At 37.3% G+C, this 23651-nt stretch carries 17 protein-coding genes; 5 read left to right on the top strand and 12 right to left on the bottom strand.

Features of this window, described 5'->3' with window-relative positions:
• Position 1 precedes the first annotated feature (1 nt).
• From ACFQO1_RS07070 to ACFQO1_RS07055, 4 genes are read left to right on the top strand one after another with little or no spacing between them, the layout of a single operon-like run.
• On the top strand, positions 2-1336 hold the full coding sequence (locus ACFQO1_RS07070; protein ID WP_380217289.1) for a LolA-like protein: 1335 nt from the start codon (positions 2-4) through the stop codon (positions 1334-1336).
• Between the two features lie 4 nt (positions 1337-1340).
• On the top strand, positions 1341-2057 hold the full coding sequence (locus ACFQO1_RS07065) for an ion transporter (RefSeq protein ID WP_380217288.1): 717 nt from the start codon (positions 1341-1343) through the stop codon (positions 2055-2057).
• Positions 2047-3219 carry a CHASE2 domain-containing protein gene (locus tag ACFQO1_RS07060; RefSeq protein ID WP_380217287.1) on the top strand — a complete coding sequence of 391 codons (1173 nt, stop codon included), beginning with the start codon at positions 2047-2049 and terminating at the stop codon, positions 3217-3219. Before ACFQO1_RS07065 ends, ACFQO1_RS07060 begins: the two co-directional genes overlap by 11 nt.
• Positions 3195-3977 (top strand): hypothetical protein, encoded by a 783-nt coding sequence (locus ACFQO1_RS07055; protein WP_380217286.1) that lies wholly within the window; start codon positions 3195-3197, stop codon positions 3975-3977. The genes ACFQO1_RS07060 and ACFQO1_RS07055 overlap by 25 nt, the downstream gene beginning before the upstream one ends.
• Positions 3978-4029: 52 nt before the next feature.
• Here the strand turns inward: ACFQO1_RS07055 and ACFQO1_RS07050 are convergent, their stop codons facing one another.
• The 11 genes from ACFQO1_RS07050 to ACFQO1_RS07000 form a co-directional block, all read right to left on the bottom strand.
• Complete coding sequence (locus tag ACFQO1_RS07050) at positions 4030-4656, bottom strand: SDR family oxidoreductase (protein ID WP_380217285.1); 627 nt, start codon at positions 4654-4656, stop codon at positions 4030-4032.
• A 142-nt stretch (positions 4657-4798) separates the two neighbouring features.
• Positions 4799-6493: an asparagine synthase B gene (asnB, locus tag ACFQO1_RS07045; RefSeq protein WP_380217284.1), complete on the bottom strand. Its 1695-nt coding sequence runs from the start codon at positions 6491-6493 to the stop codon at positions 4799-4801.
• A 294-nt stretch (positions 6494-6787) separates the two neighbouring features.
• Positions 6788-7297, bottom strand: a complete 510-nt coding sequence (locus tag ACFQO1_RS07040) for a hypothetical protein (protein ID WP_380217283.1) — start codon at positions 7295-7297, stop codon at positions 6788-6790.
• A gap of 84 nt (positions 7298-7381) precedes the next feature.
• Positions 7382-9796: an alpha-ketoacid dehydrogenase subunit alpha/beta gene (locus tag ACFQO1_RS07035; protein WP_380217282.1), complete on the bottom strand. Its 2415-nt coding sequence runs from the start codon at positions 9794-9796 to the stop codon at positions 7382-7384.
• Positions 9797-9941: 145 nt separating this feature from the next.
• Positions 9942-12758, bottom strand: coding sequence for a gluzincin family metallopeptidase (locus tag ACFQO1_RS07030; RefSeq protein WP_380217281.1), 2817 nt, complete (start codon positions 12756-12758; stop codon positions 9942-9944).
• The gene (locus ACFQO1_RS07025; protein WP_380217280.1) at positions 12755-14002 is read right to left on the bottom strand and encodes a T9SS type A sorting domain-containing protein; all 1248 of its coding nucleotides are present in this window, start codon (positions 14000-14002) and stop codon (positions 12755-12757) included. Before ACFQO1_RS07025 ends, ACFQO1_RS07030 begins: the two co-directional genes overlap by 4 nt.
• Positions 14003-14017: 15 nt before the next feature.
• Positions 14018-14707, bottom strand: a complete 690-nt coding sequence (locus ACFQO1_RS07020) for an LOG family protein (RefSeq protein ID WP_380217279.1) — start codon at positions 14705-14707, stop codon at positions 14018-14020.
• Positions 14708-14743: 36 nt separating this feature from the next.
• Complete coding sequence (uvrA, locus tag ACFQO1_RS07015) at positions 14744-17575, bottom strand: excinuclease ABC subunit UvrA (RefSeq protein WP_380217278.1); 2832 nt, start codon at positions 17573-17575, stop codon at positions 14744-14746.
• A gap of 125 nt (positions 17576-17700) precedes the next feature.
• Positions 17701-18714, bottom strand: a complete 1014-nt coding sequence (locus ACFQO1_RS07010) for a hypothetical protein (protein WP_380217277.1) — start codon at positions 18712-18714, stop codon at positions 17701-17703.
• Positions 18715-18943: 229 nt separating this feature from the next.
• Complete coding sequence (gene ggt, locus ACFQO1_RS07005; protein ID WP_380217276.1) at positions 18944-20671, bottom strand: gamma-glutamyltransferase; 1728 nt, start codon at positions 20669-20671, stop codon at positions 18944-18946.
• Entirely contained in the window at positions 20668-21252 is a 585-nt protein-coding gene (locus ACFQO1_RS07000; protein ID WP_380217275.1) for an acyl carrier protein phosphodiesterase, read from the bottom strand. The genes ggt and ACFQO1_RS07000 overlap by 4 nt, the downstream gene beginning before the upstream one ends.
• Positions 21253-21322: 70 nt before the next feature.
• Between ACFQO1_RS07000 and glmM the strand changes: the two genes are divergently transcribed.
• Positions 21323-22705, top strand: coding sequence for a phosphoglucosamine mutase (glmM, locus tag ACFQO1_RS06995; protein WP_380217274.1), 1383 nt, complete (start codon positions 21323-21325; stop codon positions 22703-22705).
• Here glmM and ACFQO1_RS06990 read toward each other — a convergent pair whose 3' ends face one another.
• The gene (locus ACFQO1_RS06990; protein WP_380217273.1) at positions 22706-23587 is read right to left on the bottom strand and encodes a lysophospholipid acyltransferase family protein; all 882 of its coding nucleotides are present in this window, start codon (positions 23585-23587) and stop codon (positions 22706-22708) included.
• Positions 23588-23651 lie beyond the last annotated feature (64 nt).

Below are 23651 nucleotides of genomic sequence, written 5' to 3'. Positions count from 1 at the left end.
TATGAAAACACAAGTACTCCTCACATTTATAACAGGAAGTCTATTGATAATCTCAAATACTACCTATGCACAAGAAAATTTTCAAAGGCTGGTAGATAAGATTATTGTATCCAATGGGACCTCGTTAAATGAACTAAATTTCTATCAGGCTTCAAGCTTTATGGAGATGCCCTATGAGAAGGAGTATCCCGAAGCTGTTGTGTATAATGGAGAAAAAATACTTTTACTTGCTGAAGATTTTAAAACAAGATTAGATTCATATCTCATTACAGACTGGGCAGCATTGCTACAACTATCCCATGAGGTGGCACACCACCTTAAAAATCATGAATTTCCGCTTTCAAAACAGCATGAAATGAAAGCAGATGAATTTGCCGGAAAAGTTTTAAATGATTTTGGTGCAAACCGAAAGCAGTTAACCGAAGCTCTGGAAACTATTGCTGAGAGCAACCACGCAATCAATTCAAAAACAACAGTAACAGATCGACTCGAATCTCTTATAAATGGTTGGCAATCTGCTTCAGTCATTGATATTGGAGTTTCCGTAAGTGAAGAAAACGTAAGAGATCGTGATGATACAAATATTGATGAAGATGAAATGAATGCGGAAAAAATTTTGCGTAAAAGCCTTGAAGCGTTGGGAGGTGTTGATAAAATTAAACGGATAGATAAATTATACCAACACCAAAAAAATGAAATGAAAATGAAGGTAAGTGGAACCGATGTAGCAGTCACTACTAGTTTAGAAATGCATTACTTAGATTCCTCAACCCTTCTTAATAAGATTACAACGGTTTCCTCATTAACACCAGGAACTTCTACCTATGTTGAAACTTTGGTAAAAGACGAAAAAGTATACACAAGAACTACAAGTAATGTTCCTTGGGTAGTTGCTCCAGGACAAACTATGAATATGATAAGCAACAGCTCTAATTATATTCAGGAATATAAACTGCTCGAGAAAGCCTATACTGTAAATTATCTGGGAGTAGAAGAGTTTAATGGCAAAAAATATTATGTACTGGAGACTCCTGAAGAAACCATCATGGAAAACACTCAAAGTAAAACCACCGAAAAGAAGAAATATTACTACAGTGTAAATACAGGATTACTTACGTATGTTGATTGGGATTCCAAAATGGGTGGTATGGTTTCAAAAAACTGGATACATTACTTTGATTACCGAAGTGTAAGTGGAATTCTTTATTCTTTTAGGCAGGAAATGACAAGTACAATTGATATGAGTGGCACAGAAGTAAATGTGACTACCATAACGACTTATCCAGTAATAGAAATTAATCCAGACTTTGACGAAACGATGTTTAAGGTAAATTGATATTTTGGCTACTTTAAAAAACATCATCACCAACATCAACTCCAAGAACGGGAGACGTTTTGATATCTTTATACAGATACTCATCATCCTTTCACTGGTGGCGTTTTCTATTGAAACGTTGCCTCATCTTAAAGACAGCACGAGAAGTTTGTTGTATTGGTTTGAAGTGTTTTGTGTGTCTATCTTTACGGTAGAATATATCCTTCGCATTATATACTCAAAAAAACCGTGGAAGTATATTTTAAGCTTTTATGGAATGATCGATTTTCTAGCGATTCTACCTTTTTATTTATCTTTTGGGCTAGACCTACGATCCTTACGGATATTCAGAATATTTAGAGTGTTTCGAATCTTAAAGCTGGTAAGGTATAACAAGGCATTAAGACGCTTCAAGCAGGCTGCTGTCGATGCTCGTGAAGAAATTATTTTGTTTCTCATTATTACCGGAATCCTTTTATACCTGTCGGCTATCGGGATTTATTACTTCGAAAATGAAGCGCAACCCGAAAAATTTTCATCAGTATTTACGAGCCTTTGGTGGTCGATTTCTACCTTAACAACAGTTGGCTACGGCGATATTTACCCAATAACTATCGGAGGAAAAATCTTTACCTTTTTTATACTCATCATTGGCTTAGGAATCATTACAGTGCCAGCAGGACTGGTCGCTTCTGCTTTGTCAAATACTGTTAAGCTTAAAAAAAAGAAACATGGGGAATAGAAAACTACTCTTTCGGGAAGCTTTTTACTGCATGCTGTTTTCGTTTGTGGTGTTAGGTATTGCTTCTTTTATTTTAGTCAATCTTTCTATTTTTAATCCTTTTGCCAATGCATTCAAGGATTTCAGTTTTCTGGATCTTTTTTATACCGAAAAGATGGGGGAGGAGTATCCTGTCAACCAGGAAATCATTTTGGTCAATATAGAACATCGGGACCGTTTTGAACTGGCCGAATTACTAGATCATATTCAGCAGCAGCAACCCAAAGTAATTGGAGTCGATCTTATCTTTAGAGAAGAGCGGGAAGCTTTTTCAGATTCGTTGCTGAAGCTTCAGTTACAAAAACCGAATGTGGTCAATTCTTTTGCTTTTGTGGGAGATGGAATTGTATCCAATGATGAGTTTTTCAGAAATAAAACGACTACCGAAGGTTATTCGAACATTAATTTTGATGCTGAAAATGGAGTCATTCGGGAGTTTGAAGGCGTTTCAGAAATACAGAATAAAAAAGTATATTCCTTTCCCGTCAAAGTCGCACAGCAGGTACTTTCTACTAAAGAATTTTCAGCAATTGAAAAAAAACTTCAGCAATCAAACACGATTAAATATTATGGCGGACAGCCTCATTTTTTAACCTTTGGATTTGATGAGGTAATGGAAGATGAAGCACTCCCTATTTTAAAAGATAAAATTATTCTGCTGGGATATCTTGGAGTTCCGTTAGGGAATCCTTTTGATGTAGAGGACAAACATTTTACACCCCTCAATGCAAAGGCCGTTGGAAAAAGTATTCCAGACATGAACGGAATTGTGATTCATGCCAACACGTTGCAAATGCTGCTTACCAATGACTTTATTTATAAAGTTCCTAATTGGATTCTTATCCTTATTACGGTGCTGTTAACCTATATAAGTTTGGTCTATTTTATTCAGTTAAATAAAAAAGCCAAAGCACGCTATACATTTACCAAAAAATTAGTACAGTTGTTTTTTACCGTAGTTTTTCTATATATCGCACTGTATTTATTGACAGCCGATATTTATTTAAAATCCACAGGAATAATAGCTGTTTGTTTGCTAAGTGTCGAATGTATTGGCATTTATCTTATTCTAATTAAATACTTAAAAACAAAATACGCATGGAAAAGTTATATCTATCAATAGCGCTTATCGCTACGTTATTTTTTTCTGAAACGCTTGTTGCTCAGACAAATTATTGTGTTTTCAAAGTGACGGGAGAACCAGCGTTGGCTAATGGAAATAAATTGAAGAAAGGAAGTTTGATCACTTCTGAAAATACAATTAAAGTAGGGGCTTCAGAAAATGTATTGCTGGTCGATGAAAGCGGACAATTATACGATATAGGAGAAAACAAAGAAGCAGGTTTTGATGCTATTCCCAATTTTAAACGTGTTGCTGAAACGGCATCGTTTTCAGAAAAATATCTGTCGTATGTCTGGAAAAAATTTACCAAGCAAAAAGCAGCAGGAGAACATCTGGGAGTTACCTATCGCAATGATAGAGTGTATTTACAACTGGCACCAAACGACAGCATTAAAATTTATATTCCAGAAATACATTTTTTATGGATCACCGATGAGCCGGATGATAAAAGTTATTTTCTGATTAAGAAAGCAGATAGCGACCATATGACCAAAGTAGGAGTGACCGGAAATAAATTACACCTTTTTGTGGATAATAATTTATTAAAGCCTGGAGAAGAGTATCAATGGGCCGTGAGTAAAGAGAAGTTTCCGGATTTAACTTCGATAAAATTGCAAAATTTCACACTGCTAACTGCAAAACAATTTAAAGAATTGAAACCAGAAATAGAGGCTTTAAAAGCAGATATGATTTCTTTAGGTTTTTCTGAAGATGAGATCAAAGAAATGTTATGTACTGATTATAAGTTATGTTACTAAATAAAAACGCCAGACATTGTCTGGCGTTTTTTAAATATTTGCTTAGCACTTCTTATATCTGAAATGCCTGTACAGCTTCTTCAATTTGCTGTTCTCCTTTTAAAATTTCGAAAGCCTGATTTTTAGCCACTTCAGTATCTAAACTTTTTACTAACGTTCTGGCTACATCCCAACGTGGAATTTCACCTTGTTCATTTAGTTTCTTTTGAAGCTTAATTTTTCCAAGTCCTTCATCATTAGTAAGACTTCCTGGGCGTACGATTGTAAAGGTCAATCCGCTAATGTCCAAATACTGATCGGCATTTTGTTTTGCATCTAGGTATTCCTTAAGCTCTCCTTGCGGATTATCGGCTCCCATAGAACTCAACATCACAAATTTCTTTATGTGTTCCTTTTTGGAAGCGTCAATCAGTCTTTTTGCACCTTCTTGGTCAACATTTACAACATCTTTTCCACCAGAACCTGCTGCAAAGATCACTTTATCAATACCTTTGGTTGTTGCTGAAACATCCTGAGACAAATCACCCATCACAGTTTCAATCTTGTCTGATTCGAATTGCTGTTTTTGATCCGCCTTCCGAATCATGGCTACGGGTTGATAGTGCTCTGAGTCTTTTAATAGTTGTACAACTTTTTTTCCTGTGGTGCCAGTGGCACCGGCTACTAATATCTTTTCCATACTTAAAGATAAGCACACTATCATAGTATCCAATGACCTTTAACCCTTATTGGCACTGATTTATAATGGAATTAACAGTAATAAAAAAATGAGCCACAAACTTCAAAAATTATGGCTCATTCAATATCTTTTTTATACCTATTTATTTTGAGTAGGCATCATCATGAACTTTTGCAACCGCTCTACCACTCGGGTCATTCATGTTCTTAAAGCTCTCATCCCAATCTAATGCCACCTGACTGCTACACGCCACGCTAGGTACAGAAGGTACAGTTAAAGCAGCTGCATCTCCAGGAAAGTGTTCTTCAAAAATGGTACGGTAGTAAAACTCTTCTTTACTGGTGGGTGTCTGAATAGGAAAACGGTATTTCGCATTTGCCATTTGATCATCACTTATTTCCTTGTTAACCATCTCCTTTAGCGTATCGATCCAGCTATATCCTACACCATCGCTAAACTGTTCTTTTTGCCTCCAGGCTACTTCGGCAGGAAGCATATCGGCAAATGCTTCACGTAATACCCACTTTTCCATGGCTTGTCTGTCGGTAGGTTTTCCTTGCCCTGCTATGATCATCTTATCTTTCGGGTTTAAACGCATGGCGACATCCATAAATTCTTTATCGAGAAATGGTACACGACCTTCAATTCCCCAGGAAGCCAACGATTTGTTCGCACGTAAACAGTCATACATATGAAGCTTGTCCAGTTTCCGAACATTTTCTTCGTGAAATTCTTTTGCGGAAGGTGCTTTATGAAAGTATAAATATCCGCCAAAGATCTCATCGGCACCTTCGCCAGATAGCACCATCTTAATTCCCATTGCTTTGATTGCTCGTGCCAATAAAAACATAGGTGTTGAAGCACGAATGGTTGTAATATCATAAGTTTCTACATGATAAATCACGTCTCGTAATGCATCGATTCCTTCCTGTATCGTAAAATGAACTTCATGATGAACCGTATCCAAATGCTCTGCAACTTTTTTAGCTGCGGAAAGATCTGGCGAACCTTCCAATCCAATGGCAAACGAGTGTAATCTTGGATACCAGGCACCTTCAGTGTCACCACTTTCGACACGTTTGTCTGAATATTTTTTTGCCAAAGCCGAAGTTATCGAGGAATCCAATCCGCCAGAGAGAAGAACCCCATAAGGAACATCACTCATTAATTGTCTGTGTACAGCTGCATCAAGAGCTTTCCGAAGGTCCTCTATATTGGTTTCATTATCTTTTACTGCATCATATTCCATCCAGTCACGCTTCCACCAGCGCACCAGTTTTCCGTCGCTGCTATGTAAATAATGTCCCGGAGGAAATAACTCTATCTTTGTACAGAAACCTTCCAGTGCTTTTAATTCTGAAGCCACATAAAAAGTTCCATCTTTATCCCAACCCATATATAACGGAATGATCCCCATATGATCGCGAGCAATTAAATATTCATTGGTTTTAACATCATACAATGCAAATCCGAAAATCCCATTTAGATCATCCAAAAAGGACACACCTTTTTCTTTATACAACGCGAGAATAACCTCACAATCACTTTTTGTCTGAAACGCATAGTTTTCTTTTAACTGTTCCCGTATTTCCATATGGTTATAAATTTCACCATTGGCTGCGAGTACCAGTTTTTTGTCTTCAGAAAAAAGCGGTTGCTTGCCTGAGGTTGGATCTACAATTGCAAGACGCTCGTGCGCCATAATTGCTTTTTTGGAGTCGTAAATTCCGCTCCAGTCGGGTCCTCGGTGTCTTAAACACTTTGACATGGTTAATAATTGTGGTCTCAGCTCTTCGGCTGGCCTTTTAAGATCGAACGCACATACAATTCCGCACATAAATTAAAGTTTTTTCATTTCCGCACATCGATTATCATTCAAGATAAACTTAGGCAGAAATCTGTTGGTTATCGGTTTTATTCTAATTTTTACTTTCAAGGTATTACAAAAAAAAACCGCCAAGTGTAAAAACTTGACGGTTCAATATCGTGTACAAGTTTCTGTTACGTCCTGGCGTTATTTGTATTCAAATTATTAGTTGCAATACGTAACATCTACTTTTTTATTAAATGTTTAGAATTCAAATATTAGATAAATATTGATAGTATCCAAATTTATTTTGTACGCAATCCATTATTTTTCAAATAAACGTATTTCTAAGGGCAATGATTCTTCTGGAATTTCCCTTCCATCTGTAGTGTAATAAACATACCGCACTCTATTTTCATCAAGTAAATCAATTCTGTATAGTTCTTGCTTCGGGGAAGGAATCGTTATAAAATAACCGTTTTGAATTTTAAAGTCATCATATTCGTTTCGAATCTTCAGAATAGCTGTTTCAGGCAGGGCAGTATCTGGTAGAAATTTCGAATGATAAACTAAGATTCCATTACTGGTGTACGTTGCACTAAAACCACTTTCTGTACTTTCTTTAAATTTACAGATATAAAGATTAGGTCCCGAAAGATTATCTGAAATAACCTGCCAGCCTTCGACATATTTTTGTGGAAAAAGTAATTCTTGCTTTTTAGTTACCTCTACAGGAACCTGTGAAGTAGGGATGTATGCTGTTTCTGCATTTTGAGCACTTAAGGTAAGACCAATTATAAGGAATAGCGTACGTAACATGTATTTCTGTTTCATAATAAAAGTGTTTTCCACTAAATATACAATGAAACTTCTAGAACAGTACGCTCTTTATGAGTATGTTAACTCATAACTCTTTTTCTATCGTAACTTCGGAAAGTTAGCAGGATCACTCTCATGCATCATCGCATAGACTTTTTCAAATATATCTTCTGCTGAAGGTTTTGAAAAGTAATCACCATCGGTCCCATATGCGGGCCTGTGTGGTTTCGCAGCCAACGCTTGTGGTTTGCTGTCTAGATACTGATATCCATTTTGTTCATCTACAATTCGCTGTAAAATAAAAGCCGAAGCTCCTCCAGGGACATCTTCATCAATTACCAGTAACCTGCTGGTTTTCTTTACACTTTCCACCAAATCTTCATTAATATCCAAAGGTAACAGTGATTGTACATCGATTACTTCGGCATCGATACCCACCTGCTGCAATTCTTTGGCAGCTTCTTCAACAATTCGTAAGGTGCTTCCGTAGGAAACCAAAGTGATATCAGTTCCTTCCTTAACCGTTTCAACGACTCCAATTGGAGTTCTAAATTCACCTAAATTGGTAGGAAGTTTTTCTTTTAAACGGTAACCATTGAGGCATTCTATAATCAAGGCAGGTTCGTCTGTTTCCAGCAATGTATTGTAAAATCCTGCCGCTTTAGTCATATTTCGAGGCACGAGTATATACATTCCTCGAAGCAGGTGAATTAATCCGCCCATTTGCGAACCACTATGCCAGATCCCTTCCAGTCTGTGACCTCTGGTACGGACGATCAATGGTGCTTTTTGAGTTCCGTTGGTTCTGTATCGCACCGTGACAAGATCGTCACTCATAATTTGTAAGCAATATAATACATAATCGAGATACTGAATTTCTGCAATAGGGCGTAGGCCTCGCATCGCCATCCCAATACCTTGTCCCAGAATAGTTGCTTCTCGAATTCCGGCATCACTAACGCGCAATTCGCCATACTTTTCCTGCATGCCTTCCAATCCTTGATTGACATCTCCAATTTCACCAGCATCTTCTCCAAAAATGAGTACTTCAGGATGTTTGCTGAAAATAGCGTCAAAATTATCACGTAATACAACGCGACCATCGACTTCCTCTGCACCATCTTTATATGTAGGTTGTATTTCGGAAACGGTTGTTGCATTTTCGGAAGCTTCAGAATATAAATGAGCCGAATATTTTGGCTGAATGGTTTCAAAATAGTTATCAATCCAGTCGATTAATTGTCTTTTTTCTGAAGATTTTTCAGTGACAACATACCGCAATGCTTTCCGAACTGAAGCAGCTATTGTACGACGTAACGGCTCTTTTTCAGCAGCTAAGTCATTTTTAATTTTTTCTATAAAATTCTTATTAGAAGAACTTTCAGCCAGATTACTTAACAATGTAATTGCTTCCTGAAGCTCCTTTTTTTGCGGAGCCAAAAACGCTTCCCAGGCAGCTTTCTTACCCTCACGGACTTCCTTTTTAATTGACTTTTCCATTTCGGTAAGTTCTTCTTCCGAAGCAAAATTATTTTCAATGATCCACTCCCGCATTTTAACATTACAATCGAATTCACGTTCCCATTCCAAACGCTCCTCACTTTTATAGCGTTCGTGTGAACCAGAAGTAGAGTGTCCTTGTGGTTGTGTTAATTGTAATACATGGATAAGGACAGGAACATGTTCTTCACGAGCAATTTTTCCTGCTTTTTCGTATGCTTCGATCAAGGCTGGATAATCCCAACCATTGACACGAATGATCTCGTAGCCTTTTTCAGTTTCGGTACGTTGAAATCCTTTTAAAATTTCACTAATATTCTCTTTGGTGGTCTGGTGTCTCGCATGTACCGAAATTCCATATTCATCATCCCAAACATTGATCACCATAGGTACTTGCAATACGCCGGCAGCATTAATAGTTTCCCAAAACAATCCTTCACTGGTACTTGCATTTCCAATCGTTCCCCACGCAACTTCATTTCCGTTGATAGAAAAGTTGGTTTTATTTTCAATGCCTTTTACATTTCTAAAGATCTTTGAAGCCTGTGCCAATCCTAACAAACGTGGCATTTGTCCAGCAGTAGGAGAGATGTCTGGACTACTATTTTTCTGAGTTGTTAAATTTTTCCAGCTTCCATCTTCATGCAAACTATGCGTGGCAAAGTGGCCACCCATCTGGCGTCCGGCACTCATTGGGTCTGCCTCAATATCGGTATGCGCATACAATCCAGCAAAAAATTGCTGAATGGTTAGTTTTCCAATCGCCATCATAAACGTCTGGTCTCGGTAATATCCGCTTCGCCAGTCTCCATTTTTAAATGCTTTTGCCCATGCAAGTTGTGGAACTTCCTTTCCGTCGCCAAAAATTCCGAATTTTGCTTTTCCAGTCAAAACTTCGCGACGCCCTAACAAACTACACTCACGGCTGGTTACAGCAATCTTGTAATCGTTCATGACTTCAGATGTAAAATCTTCAAAAGAGATGTCTTTGTTGGTTTCCGGATTTGTTTGCATAGTATCTTAAAATTGGAGTACAAAAATACAGAAAAGTAAGTTTACATTTAGAATTTCTGTAAAGTGAATATTTACGGTAATGTTTGAAGCAGGAAGCAGGAAGCAGGAAGCAGGAAGCAGGAAGCAGGAAGTTAGATCATCAAGTCTAATACCACTCTCTAGTAAACAATCGCAACAGTGTGCTAGGACTCAAGGTAACAATAAAACGAATTCTCTCTTCGTAATTGGGTAGTCCCGGTTCAAAGCCAAGATTCGAATACATCGGGAAGTACAATTCAAAATAATCGGCAACAAGGCTTAAACGTACTCCAGAATCATATACTGTCTTGACCGCGTTCCCTTTATTATGTACAAGTCCTATATCTCCATAGGCGTATATCCATTTCCAGATATTGGTACTTGCATTAATTGTTGTGATAAAGCTATTCGCAAAGGCGGGTTCCAATTGTGATTTAAAACCACCTTCGGCTACAATGAGTTGCTGACTAAATAATCCCTGGTCTTCACTTCTTCCGTAGTAGTTATATTCAAATAAATAATCGGTGGGTCTGTCTAAAGCAAAGCTAAAAAAATCATTATCCTCTCGTGTATCATTAAATAAAAATACACCTGCAAACGCACGAACATTGAGTTGGCGATTATTTAAGAATAGTTTACGATAGGTGAATTCTACCGAAAGCTTGCTAAATTTTGATGAAAGCTCATAATCAACTTCTCCTCTAAAATAGTTGATCAAATTAGGGTTAGAATACACATATTGCATATTAAAAACACTGTAATTTGGATCCTGATTTGGGTCATTAGGATTTTCATCCCTAAACACATTAATATTTCTCACATTAATAAATTGCTTTTCATTATCTCTTAGATCATCGTTATTTCTAAAAGCAAACGTCATGAACGGACTAATCCGCTTATAAAATAAACCATCATTATAAGAATATCTGTTCCCTGAAATTCCTATTCGAGTAGCATAAAGAGACTCCGTGTCAAATTGCTCTGTGTAAGAAATAGATCCACTACCTATAATAGTCTTAGATCGAAATCCAAACTGTGGTTCTAACTTGTAATCAAGCTCTTTATTTAAAAAAGTTTTATTGTAAAGCTTAACACCAGTCGTTAGTCCGTCGTATAAATTATACTCAAAAATGGGCATAAAAAATAATTGATTATACGTTGGGTCTTCTACATCTTGAAACAACCTAAACTGTACAGGACGATTTAGTATTCCTTTGAGATTCTTGTAGTTATTCCGCTGATTGATCTCTGGAATGCGTGCATCGTAATTAAGCGTCAGTTTTCTAATATTTTGAGCAGGAACAGTAACGGTAATTAAACTATCGACAGGTTTTGTCCAGGTTTTATAAACCACCTCATCTTTGTTGAGCCCATACAAAGAAACTGGCATTACATTGTTCTCTTTATTTTTTATCGTCACGACAAGCGAGTCGTCTTTTTTTTCTACGTTCTTAATCTTAAAATCCAGCACGGTCCTTTTACCTACATACTCTTCAAAAAACCAGTTGACAGGTAAGGTAGTATTGTCTTCTAATATCTTCTGAAAGTCTTTAGAAGTTACTTCTTGTAATGATTTTTCAGAAAAAAGCTGTTTGATGCTTTTCTCCAGAGTTTCCTTACCTAGATAATCTGAAAGATAGATGAAGCCGTCACCTGCATAATAATCACTCGCAATATTCTTATTAAATTTAACAAGCGAATCCTTAGGCGTTACTAGTGATTGGTGCAAATTTCTTCGCGCCATGTTCCTATACAAAAATGGATATTGATCATTAAACTCTAGCTCTGAAGCATGTGACCAACGTATAATCCAAAAGTTACTTAGGTTTCCAATAATTTTCATTTTTGGATAATACGCATTTACATATTCCATCATCAAATAGATCTGGATGGCACCCGTCAACCAATAATCTTCCCGAGGGTGTAGCAATAAAGTTTGCTCGATATAATTTCTCGTGATGGTTTTAAGGTGCTGCATGTCATATTCAAATCCGTCGGGGAACGGACTTAAAAAATCGGGTAATTGATTTAACCCATAGACTGGACTACTCTTATAATCAGATTCACTTATAAGCATGCTATCAAATGGATACGGACCTAATTTATCGTCGAGAAAGTGTACAATTCTGTCTGTAAGTAAGGCTCTTACAGGATTCGCAACATCTTTATCAATAAGATTTGAAACAACAGTTAGCTTGTCGGTCTCTATGCTCTCAAAAGAATTAATCTGCTCAAAGTGAAGGATTGCTTTGGTTCTTTTTTCTGCTGAAAGTTTTGTACGTGTATTTTCTAAAAGTTCTTCGGAAGCAACCGAACTAAATTCAGATGTCAGCTTAAAATTTGAAGGATAGGTAAAAGTAATCTCAAAATCGGTAGGTTTGGTGTAAAGATCGTCTATATTTTTATTGCTATATACCTGCCATTCTGAATCGTATACAGCTGGGGATAGATACCAGTATTTTAATTTGAAATCACCGTTTTTTGCTGCCCCATAGCGTGTAAATTTTGCTTTGGGTAACGTCACTGTGTACATAGCTGTAAAGTTCACACTTTCGTTAGGTGCAAGAGGATTTTCAAGTATAACCTTAAGAATATCAATGGCATCTCCGCGCTCCCAAGTTAAAGGAGCATTTGTTTGCGATGTAATAGAATGGATACGTGTGTTTCCACGTTCTTTATTCTTTTCAAAATGAAAAGCACTGCTGTAATTTTCGGCAAAACGTTTGGCTAAAGGGGTGGTTTTGGTAGCAAAACTGTTGGCCCAATCATGCAGATAAATTTCTGAAAGGATAGTTGAAGAGGTATTTGTAAAGGTAATTTCTTGACGTATTTCAATCGTATTTTGTTCAGGCACTAGAGTTGCCTCAATACGCGTTGACTGCTGAGCAGACAGAGTCACACAGCCTATAAAAAAGAAAACTATATACTTCCAACCTGGTCTCAAGAAATTTTTAAAAATTTGATTGTTTGTGTCGTATTCAGGTTGGTTTTTAGGTAATATACTCCTTCAGCAAGTGAAGATACATTTATAAAGACAGAAGTTTGATTTTGCGAAGTTTCTATCAGTACTTTTTGCCCTAACGTATTATATATTTCAATAGTTACAGCTGTATCGGGGGTTTGCGCAAAAGTAAGCTCTAGCGCTTCTGAAACTATTGTTTTTTCCAATTGAAAGACCGCTTCAGTTACCTCAAATTCTTCCGTAGCTAAAATGATCTGTTTATTAGTTTCTAGTTCCATTACGACAGGTAAGTGGTCGCTCATACTGTAGATATTATTCCGAAGCTCTTGTGAAAACTCTCCAGTACAACCTGGATCACGAACATCTAGGTTATAACAATTCCCGTTATTTCCGTAGGATTTATAGGTGTCAGGTACATATCTCATTACTGGATTTGTAAGCATATTTTCAGAAATTAATATAAAATCAAATCGGTCATCCATTCCGCCACCCGCTCCTGCTCCAAAACCTCCAGAACTTATACGTGTGCTTTGGGTATGTATTGCCTGAAAGGCTTCATTGTTATTCCAGTCACCAGGCATGTCAATAGGATCTACCAACCTAATCGCATTCGTATCATCTAATAATTCAATATATCCAGGTTCACCAGCATCATAAAAATTAAGATCGCCTGCAAAGAATACAAAAGAATTTGGATCTAAATTGGATAATGTATTTGTAAATTCTGTCACCATGTCAAGTCGTTGCGCTTCATTAGAGCTTCCTTGACTAGATTTTAAATGAGCGACATAAAAGTCTAACAAAACAGGGTCTGTGGCTCCGTCTGCCGTATTTAGTTTTAATTGATATCGATTGATATCACGCACATCTGTAGCAATAATTTCTGAAGTTTCAACGGTAAACATATTGCTTCTGTAAAACAACAATTGTTGTAAATCTGCTTCCCCAGATGTGTTTTCTATAAATGGAAAAGCTGTATAATTAGCACCTTCATCATTAAGAGAAACATTTAAAATGAGATCGGCTCCTTGCTGACTTTCCAATTCACAGACCATAAAAATATCTGGTTCATAGGTGTCAATAATACTTTGCAATGTTTGATCTCTGTTGACAGAAGATGCAGATGGGTATTCAAGCAAATTGTAAAACATAGTTTTTATGGTTTCCTGAGCTGAAGCCTGAAATCCAACGAATACTATACTTATTACTAGTATATTTTTTAACATGTGAGGGGGAGTTATTTAAAAGTTAGGGCTCATATTTCTATTGTCATAGAATTCATCCAAAATAGTAAGTACTTCGTCTTCGGTATCTACTATATGAACTAAATCAAGATCTTCTTTACTTATGTTATTATTTTGCTCAAGAAGTGTGTCTTTTACCCAATCCATTAAACCTTTCCAAAAATGTGTGCCTACCAAAATTAGCGGAAACTTGTCAATTTTATGAGTCTGGATTAATGTGAATGCTTCAAAGAATTCGTCTAAAGTTCCAAATCCGCCAGGCATTACTACAAATCCTTGCGAATATTTTACAAACATCACCTTTCGAACAAAAAAGTAATCAAAATCAATACTTTTATCACTATCAATGTATGGATTGTCATGCTGCTCAAAAGGCAAAGTAATATTTAAGCCGACCGAGGTTCCTCCTGCAAGATGTGCTCCTTTGTTACCTGCTTCCATAATACCTGGGCCACCTCCTGTAATAACGCCGTAGCCACTTTCGGTAATACGTTTGGCAATACTTTCTGCTAATTTGTAATATTTATGGTCTGGTTTAGTTCGGGCAGATCCAAATATGGAAACGCAAGGTCCAATCTTGCTCATTTTTTCATACCCGTTAACAAACTCTCCCATGATTTTAAAAATTGCCCAAGAGTCATTTGTTTTTACTTGATTCCAATTTTTATGATGTGTTTCACTTCTCATTATACTACTATTTCATGATTCATTTTGGCAAAGCGACTAAAGTAACTCTTTTTTAAGGAACCGAGCGGTATGGCTCTTTTTATCTTTGCTAATTTCCTCTGGAGTACCTATAGCCATTACTTTACCTCCTTTTTTTCCGCCTTCGGGACCTATGTCTATAATATAGTCAACGGTTTTTATTACCTCAAGATTATGTTCAATAATTAAAACGGTATTTCCTTTATTTGCCAATTTATTAAGCACTAACATAAGTACTCTTATGTCTTCAAAATGAAGGCCAGTGGTAGGTTCGTCGAGTATATAAAATGTATTGCCAGTGTCTCTTTTACTTAATTCTGTGGCTAGTTTAATTCGTTGTGCTTCTCCACCCGAAAGCGTGGTGCTTTGTTGTCCTAATGTGATATATCCTAATCCTACATCACGAATGGTTTTTAACTTTCTAAAAATTTTAGGGATACTTTCAAAAAAGTCACAAGCTTCATCTATGGTCATTTCAAGAACGTCATAGATCGACTTTGTCTTATACCGTATTTCGAGTGTTTCTCTGTTAAAACGTTTTCCTTGGCAGGTTTCACATTCTACATAGACATCTGGCAAGAAATTCATTTCGATAACCCGTAAACCACCACCTCTACAGGTTTCACAGCGCCCGCCTTTCACATTAAAACTAAAGCGACCAGGTTTGTAGCCACGTATCATTGCTTCAGGAACCTTAGCAAAAAGACTCCTTATTTCTGAAAATACTCCAGTATAGGTTGCAGGGTTACTGCGAGGGGTTCTTCCTATGGGCGACTGGTTGATGTCTATCACTTTATCAAGGTGTTCGAGTCCTTCAATCTTTTTATACGGCATCGGTTTTTTGACACCGTTAAAGAAATGTGCATTTAAAATAGGGTAGAGGGTTTCGTTGATCAAGGTTGATTTTCCACTTCCTGAAACTCCTGTCACTCCAATCATTTTCCCTAATGGAAATTCGACAGTGATATTCTTGAGGTTGTTTCCGCTGGCTCCCGTAAGAGTCAGCGTTTTTCCATTTCCTTCCCGACGTTTTTTTGGAACCTCGATTTCTTTTTTTCCGTTAAGATATTCCGAAGTTAACGTGTTGTGTTTTAAAATTTCCTTGGGAGTACCTTGACTTACAATTTCTCCACCGTGTTTTCCGGCAGCTGGACCAATATCAATGACATAGTCGGCATGCTCTATCATATCTTTATCGTGCTCAACAACGATTACAGAATTGCCAATATCACGTAAAGAAATCAGCGATTGGATTAATTTTTCATTGTCCCGCTGGTGCAAGCCAATACTGGGTTCGTCCAAAATGTAAAGGACTCCAACGAGTTGTGAGCCAATCTGAGTGGCAAGCCGAATTCGTTGCGCCTCTCCACCCGAAAGTGATTTCGAACTTCGGTCGAGCGCGAGATACGTAAGTCCAACATCTACTAAGAACTGTAATCGAGTGCGTACTTCTTTAATGATTTCTGAAGCGATCTTTAGTTGTGTATCACTCAATTCTTTTTCCAGGCCTTTAAACCATGCTGCAAGTTCGACAACATCCATTTGTGCCAACTCTGCGATGTTTTTGCCATTTACTTTAAAATAAAGTGACTCTTTCCGAAGTCTACTTCCTTGACATTCTGGACAATGTACTTTGTCCATATATTCTTTTGCCCAACGCTTCAGTGATTTAGATTCGTTGGCTTCATAGGTATTCTGAAGAAAATTTGCGACTCCTTCAAAATCAATTTTATAGTTTCTTGTGATCCCTAGAGTTTTTGATTCTACATCAAAAGCATCGTTTCCGCCGTAAAAAATAAGCTGTTTTGCTTCTTTAGGAACCTTATTAAACGGGTCTGTTAGTTTAAAAGAGAATTTTTCGGCAATTAACTCTAACTGCTTAAAGATCCAGTTATTCTTTTGTGGGCCGTGTGGTGCCAACGCTCCTTGTTTGATAGAAAGTGAAGGATCTGGGACAATCTTATCAAGATTTACTTCATACAACTGTCCAAGGCCTTTGCAATGCGGACACATTCCTTTTGGAGAGTTAAATGAAAAGTTATTGGGTTCCGGATTTGGATAAGAAATTCCGCTTGTAGGACACATTAAGGATCTGCTAAAGAACCGCACCTCATTGGTTTCATTATCCAGAATCATTAAGACATCATCTCCATGATACATGGCCGTGATAATGCTTTCAGAAAGGCGTTTATGATCTTCTTCGCTTTCAGAAATTTTTAGGCGGTCAATAACCGTTTCGATATCATGCGTTTTGTATCGGTCAACTTTCATCCCTTTCACAATATCCTTTACTTCCCCATCAACACGAACCTTTAAAAACCCTTGCTTTGCAATTTGCTCAAACAATTCACGATAATGCCCTTTTCTAGAACGAACGACAGGAGCGAGGATACTGATTTTCTTTCCTTTGAAATCATTGATAATTAATTCTTTGATTTGTTCGTCGCTATAACTCACCATTTTTAGACCTGTATTATAGCTGTAAGCATCACTGGCTCTCGCAAAAAATAGTCGTAGGAAATCGTAAATTTCGGTGATGGTTCCCACGGTAGATCGCGGACTTTTACTCGTGGTCTTTTGTTCTATAGCAATTACAGGAGAGAGTCCCTCAATTTTGTCAACATCGGGTCGCTCCAAAGAACCAAGAAACTGACGCGCATACGCAGAAAAAGTTTCAATGTATCGACGCTGGCCTTCTGCATAGATCGTATCAAAGGCAAGAGATGATTTTCCACTACCCGAAAGCCCGGTAATTACTACCAATTGCTCTCGCGGGATGGTAACATCGATATTCTTGAGATTATGAACTCGAGCCCCTAAAACTTCGATAAAATCGTCATTTTTTGCCATAGTTTGCAAAGGTACTTATTTGCAGACAAATTTCAGGTCTTGTATCACGGCATTTATTGACAGTTTTGGTCAACTATTCAGTAAGTTTTTTTTCTGAAAGTACTTCGGAAAGAAACGAAGATTTTTTAGCTATTTGCTTCTTTCTGAAGAAATGGATAGAGCGATGTTGCAATTAAAAAAGTACAACTTATCACGACCGAAAAACTGCAGATCAAAACCAATGCAGGCCATGTAAATAGCAACGTCCCTATAGGTAACAAAATGCCTCCAAAGACTAAAACAAGAAAAATTCCGTAAAGGAATTTGGTAATTGGTGGTAGCATGCTGCTTGTCTGACTCTGAAACTGAAACAATTTTGGAATTACTTCTTTGCTCATATACTCTCCCAGTTTTGACAGGAATACCTCATTAAAAGATGAGTCTTCAAATGCTTCGCTATCAATACCGTTTGCAAGGGTCATGATCTTATCTTGATGTCTCTCAAAAACAGAATCTATCTTTAACGCCTCTTTGAAGCTTCCGTACTTATATCCGAAAAAATACCAAAGTCCTGAGCCTGCTTTGTGTTGTAACCATTTTTCTACAATTTCTTGCGGATATACTTTTGGATACTGAATGTTTTCAGAAATACGTTTCTCTTTTGGATTTGTCATCAAAAGTGACTTAAGTTCTAAATACAGGTTTTCGGTTTCCTGATAATTATTATTCTCTTGAAGGAATTCAATAGCTAATTTAGATTTTCCTTTATAAAATTCTTTAACATCAAAAAAGGTAAGCCCTTCAAATTCATCATCAATATATTCTTTTAAGCCTGGCAACCACATTTTTGAACGGTAGAGCAATTCTACAATTTGTCTAAAATCGTGCATTTTTTGAGTGATCTTGCTCAAATGGTCAATGGCTGCATTTCTATTTGCTTTTAAATTAACCGAAGAGAAAAGCAAATAGAGTACGATTACTGTGGCAAGGAATCCGCTAATTCCAATAAATAAGGTGGTGAGACCTTTGAGCGTTTCTATAAAATCTGGGGATACTGTTACTTTTGAATTGAGTAGAAAAATGAGCGCGATACAAAGAAGCCCACTAAAAAATAGCGGGATAAGGGCATATAAATCCTTTAAGAAAGATTTTTTTTGCATACAATTGTAGGGGAAAGGTATGTTCTATTTTTTAAGAACATCAGATTTTGGTTTCGTCTTGCAAGTACGTATTTTTTACTATAAGCCCCTATCTTTATGGTACCAACAATTAACTCATTTACTACTTCAAAAATACAGTTTTATCTTACAGAATGTAGTATTTTACTTACAATTCGACATACTGTGATAAAACACCGACGAAACGCACTTTTTGAATGTTTTGAAGGGTTTAAAAGCCTATAGCAGTGTCATCTCCTCGTCTGTCTGCACCTCCCTCGAGAGCTCCATTAGGAAGAACTAGAATCGCATCTACTTTACCAATGACAGGAGCATTTACTTCATCAATAGTATACCCTTTTTTAGCAAGCTTTTCTAACGTATTTCTATTGAAACTGTCGGGTTCAAACTGTACAATGTCTGGCAACCATTGATGATGAAATCTGGGAGCATTGACAGCATCCTGCATGCTCATATCAAATTCGTATACATTTAAAATCGTTTGTAATACTGAGGTAATAATAGTAGATCCTCCAGGTGTGCCTAAACTCATCCAGAGTTTACCATCTTTTTCAATAAGAGTTGGGGTCATCGAACTCAGCATTCTCTTTTGAGGTTCAATAGCGTTTGCTTCACCTCCTATAAGTCCAAACATATTGGGCTCACCGGGCTTAGCGCTAAAGTCATCCATTTCGTTATTTAAAAAAAATCCTAATTCTTTTACATAAAGTTTGGATCCGAATGCGGCATTTAATGTAGTAGTCGCTGCGATGGCATTGCCAAATTGATCTACAATGGAGTAATGTGTAGTTTCGGTACTTTCTTGCAGCATTTTTACATATCCTTCGATGTTTCCGTAGCTCATTTCGGTTGAGATAGTAGCTTTTTCTTCGGAAAAGTTTTCCATCCTGTTCTTAAGATAGCGGTCAGAAATCAGCGAATCAACAGGAATACTCACGAAGTCTGGATCACCAAGGTAATAGCTACGATCTGCATAGGCACGGCGTTCTGCTTCTGTAATCACTTGAATGGTTTTTTCGCTATTATGACCGTACTCCTTAAGTGGGTAGGGTTCGATCATTTTTAAGATCTGTGCCAAACATATTCCGCCGCTGGACGGAGGTGCCATCGAAATGACAGTAAGATCTTTGTATTTGAATGTAACAGGTTCCCGCCATTCGGCTTCGTAGGCTTTAAGGTCTTCTAAGGTCATAATGCCCTTGTGTTTTTTTAGAAAAGCAATTAGTTTTTTTCCTGTTTCTCCGCCGTAGAATTCAGATCGACCATTCATGGCAATTCGTTCTAGAGTTTGAGCTAGCGCTTCATTTTTGAACAGTAGTTTCGGTTTAAATTTTGCAGTATAAATAGAGGGTTCTCCATTTACATTTTCAAATTCGGGACCGTATACATTATAGCGATCAGCTTGGCTTTCAGTTAACAAATACCCTTTTCGAGCCAGATCGATCACAGGCTGTAAAATCACTTCTATGGGTAATGAACCTAGTTTTTCATGCACTGCAAAAATTCCTGCTACCGTTCCTGGAACTCCTACTGCGAGTCCTCCAACTTTACTTTTGTCGCTTATAAAATTCCCTTCTTCGTCCAGATACATATCTCGTGATGCAGCCATAGGAGCTTTTTCTCTATAGTCAAAACTTCCCAGTTCGCCGTATTGTGTTCTATAGACTATGAATCCACCACCGCCAAGATTACCTGCATACGGATAACAAACTGCCAATGCCATTTCTGTAGCGATCATGGCGTCGAAAGCATTGCCTCCTTTTTCTAAAATATCGCTTCCAATACGGGAAGCCTCCTCACGTGCCGAAACCACCATCGCATTTTGGGTAATAAGCCCAATTTCTGGCTCTTTATCTTTTATAGCAGTTTCAGGAGTGGCAGTTTGATTCTTGCACGAAAGCAATAAAAAACTAACTAAAAAATAGGGGAGAAGTTTCATAATTGTTTTAGTTTATTTTCAGCATACGCTTTTAATTCTTCAAAAAAATCTGTGAATTCTTCTTCAAATTCATCATAATATTCTTCCAGTTCTAAAACAGCAAAATTCATTTTACTAATGCCTTTGGTGCGTACATTCATTTGTTGAAGTATTTTACTAATACCTGGCACTGTTGCATAACTCAAAAGCCAATTATCTGCCATCATGTAGGGCATCATACGCTGGATTCTTCCTGGTAATATCTCAAAATTACTGCGTAACATTCCGTAGAAATCGTCCACGTAGCTTTCAAGATCCTGCTCATGGTAGTCTTTCCAATTCTTTGCTAAAAAATGATCGTATAAAATATCGACAATTACACCACTGTAATGACCATAATTTTTATGCAATCTCTTGGTGCTTTGTTTTACGATGTGATGATGGTCTGTGTAACTGTCAATGGCCCTATGTAGTAATATTCCCTGCTGAATCTTGGGAGGATATTTTAAATACTTCTTTCCCTTGATACCATCGGCTATAAAATTACCAATGGTAACACCTTCGTCTTCTCCTGAAAGATAGATATGTGCCAGAAAATTCATGCCGTACAATTTACAAAATCAGAATTTAGAAATGCGATTTTAAAAAGTATCTTTGTGCAAAATTTTAAGCATGACATTGATCAAATCTATTTCAGGAATTCGAGGGACTATTGGAGGATTACAAGGAGATAATTTAACTCCTCTGGACGCTGTAAAATATGCAGCTGCTTATGGAAGTTGGGTACGCCAGCAACGCAATAAGGAGAACTATAAAATTGTAGTGGGACGTGATGCTCGAATTTCGGGAAATATGGTACAGCAATTAGTTATGAACACGCTTGTTGGGATGGGAATTGATATTGTAGATCTCAATCTGTCAACAACTCCAACCGTAGAAATGGCAGTAACCATGGAGCATGCAGATGGCGGAATTATTTTAACAGCGAGTCATAATCCGAAGCAATGGAATGCCCTTAAATTATTAAATAATAAAGGAGAATTTCTGAATGCAACTGCCGGACAGGAAATTCTTGACCTGGCCGAAGGAGGAACTATAGAGTTTGCCGAAGTGGATCAGCTCGGGAAGATTACAAATAACGATGCGTATATTGATCTGCATATTGACGAAATACTGGATTTGCCATTGGTCAATGTTAATGCAATAAAAAAAGCCAACTTTAAAGTGGTGGTTGATGGTGTGAATTCGACAGGCGGAATTGCAATTCCGTTGCTTTTGGAAGCTTTGGGAGTGCATCCTGTAAAATTATATTGTACACCCAATGGGGAGTTTCCGCACAATCCAGAACCGCTTAGGGAGCATTTAGGAGATTTGATGAAATTGGTAAAAGAAGAGCGTGCCGATTTTGGTATTGTGGTAGATCCTGATGTAGACAGGCTTGCATTTGTCGATGAAAATGGAGAGATGTTTGGTGAAGAATACACTTTAGTTGCCGTTGCAGATTATGTGTTAAGAAACAATCCAGGAAATACGGTTTCTAATATGAGCTCATCCAGAGCATTGCGAGATGTGACCGAAAAGTACGGGGGAACTTATACAGCAAGTGCTGTAGGAGAAGTAAATGTAGTTGCGATGATGAAGGAGAAAAATGCTGTGATTGGAGGGGAAGGAAATGGTGGTATTATTTATCCAGAATTGCACTACGGAAGGGATAGTCTGGTTGGTGTGGCTTTGTTTTTAAGTCATCTGGCCGAAGAAAAAATCTCTGTGAGCGAACTTCGAAGTACGTATACCTCTTATTTTATGAGTAAAAAGAAAATTGAGTTAACGCCAGAATTGGATGTAGATGGCATTCTTGAAAAAATAGCTTCTAAGTATGCTTCTGAAGAAATAACTACTATTGATGGTGTAAAAATTGATTTTGCTGAAAACTGGGTACATTTACGCAAATCGAATACCGAACCTATTATTAGAATTTACACAGAAGCGAAATCACAGGAGGAAGCAGACGCTTTGGCAGATCGGTTTATACAAGAAATCGAAATTTTAAAATGATTAATTTTTCTCACGATATTTCCACCGTTTATGCGACCATAAGTAATATGCTGGTTCGTCTGCAATTTGTTTCTCAATTTCGTTTAAAAAGGCACGTGTAATCTTGTAATCTGGGACTTCATTTGATTCTTTAGCTAGAGGAACTACTGTAGCTACAAAATAACCTCTTCGTATTTTTTTTACACTTAAATATACTACCGAGAAATCAAGTCTTTTAGCGAGTTCTTCGGCACCAGTAAACACTGGTACATTGACCCCCATAAAACTTCCCATAGCATTTTGTTTGATAGCACTTCTTTTTGGCGACTGGTCTGCCAAGATCAATGTTGCGGTTTGTTCACCTTTTCGTACACTTCGGTATAATGCAGTCACCATTCTTTTGTTGGTAACGATAGTGCCTCCAAATCGTCCACGGATTCGCCGAATGATTTTGTCGAAATGTTCAATCTTTAACGTTTTATAGACACCATATCCCTTAAAAGGAATTTTTGTGCTTAAAATGTTACTCCATTCCCAGTTGGCATAATGACTACAAAATACCAAGACGCTCTTTCCGTCTTTATAATATTCGTTAGAGATATCCAGATTATCTATAATGTAACGTTTGTTGAGTTCAGCTTCAGAAATGGTTAGACTTTTAATGGTTTCAACGACAAGATCGCATAAGTGAAGATAGTATTGTGAGGCGATCTTTTTTCTTTCAGCTTCCGTCTTTTCAGGAAAGACCAATAAAAGATTGTCGTGAATAACTTGCTTTCGATACCCGATCACATATTGCGCAACATATCGCAAACAGCTTGAGAGAAAGTAGAGTACAGGCATGGGAAGCAGTGAAATGCTCCAAAGGATACCGTAAAAAATTTTATAAATCAGGGCCTGCATAGCAAAATTTACTGCAAAACTAACTAAATTTATCCCACGAAACTACAAAAAGCAACACGTACTC

Source organism: Jejudonia soesokkakensis, assembly GCF_042664795.1.
Taxonomy (GTDB): Bacteria; Bacteroidota; Bacteroidia; order Flavobacteriales; family Flavobacteriaceae; genus Jejudonia; species Jejudonia soesokkakensis.
Note: the sequence above shows the minus strand (reverse complement) of the source record. Positions and strands in the feature narration are given on the sequence as shown.

Coding starts and splice junctions, on each gene's coding strand:
- ACFQO1_RS07020 (WP_380217279.1), bottom strand. CDS start 14,707: ATGAGAAGTGAAACACATCATAAAAATTGGAATCAAGTAAAAACAAAT.
- ACFQO1_RS07050 (WP_380217285.1), bottom strand. CDS start 4,656: ATGGAAAAGATATTAGTAGCCGGTGCCACTGGCACCACAGGAAAAAAA.
- ACFQO1_RS07040 (WP_380217283.1), bottom strand. CDS start 7,297: ATGAAACAGAAATACATGTTACGTACGCTATTCCTTATAATTGGTCTT.
- ACFQO1_RS07035 (WP_380217282.1), bottom strand. CDS start 9,796: ATGCAAACAAATCCGGAAACCAACAAAGACATCTCTTTTGAAGATTTT.
- ACFQO1_RS06990 (WP_380217273.1), bottom strand. CDS start 23,587: ATGCAGGCCCTGATTTATAAAATTTTTTACGGTATCCTTTGGAGCATT.
- ACFQO1_RS07055 (WP_380217286.1), top strand. CDS start 3,195: ATGGAAAAGTTATATCTATCAATAGCGCTTATCGCTACGTTATTTTTT.
- ACFQO1_RS07025 (WP_380217280.1), bottom strand. CDS start 14,002: ATGTTAAAAAATATACTAGTAATAAGTATAGTATTCGTTGGATTTCAG.
- glmM (WP_380217274.1), top strand. CDS start 21,323: ATGACATTGATCAAATCTATTTCAGGAATTCGAGGGACTATTGGAGGA.
- ACFQO1_RS07070 (WP_380217289.1), top strand. CDS start 2: ATGAAAACACAAGTACTCCTCACATTTATAACAGGAAGTCTATTGATA.
- ACFQO1_RS07000 (WP_380217275.1), bottom strand. CDS start 21,252: ATGAATTTTCTGGCACATATCTATCTTTCAGGAGAAGACGAAGGTGTT.
- ACFQO1_RS07010 (WP_380217277.1), bottom strand. CDS start 18,714: ATGCAAAAAAAATCTTTCTTAAAGGATTTATATGCCCTTATCCCGCTA.
- ggt (WP_380217276.1), bottom strand. CDS start 20,671: ATGAAACTTCTCCCCTATTTTTTAGTTAGTTTTTTATTGCTTTCGTGC.
- asnB (WP_380217284.1), bottom strand. CDS start 6,493: ATGTGCGGAATTGTATGTGCGTTCGATCTTAAAAGGCCAGCCGAAGAG.
- uvrA (WP_380217278.1), bottom strand. CDS start 17,575: ATGGCAAAAAATGACGATTTTATCGAAGTTTTAGGGGCTCGAGTTCAT.
- ACFQO1_RS07060 (WP_380217287.1), top strand. CDS start 2,047: ATGGGGAATAGAAAACTACTCTTTCGGGAAGCTTTTTACTGCATGCTG.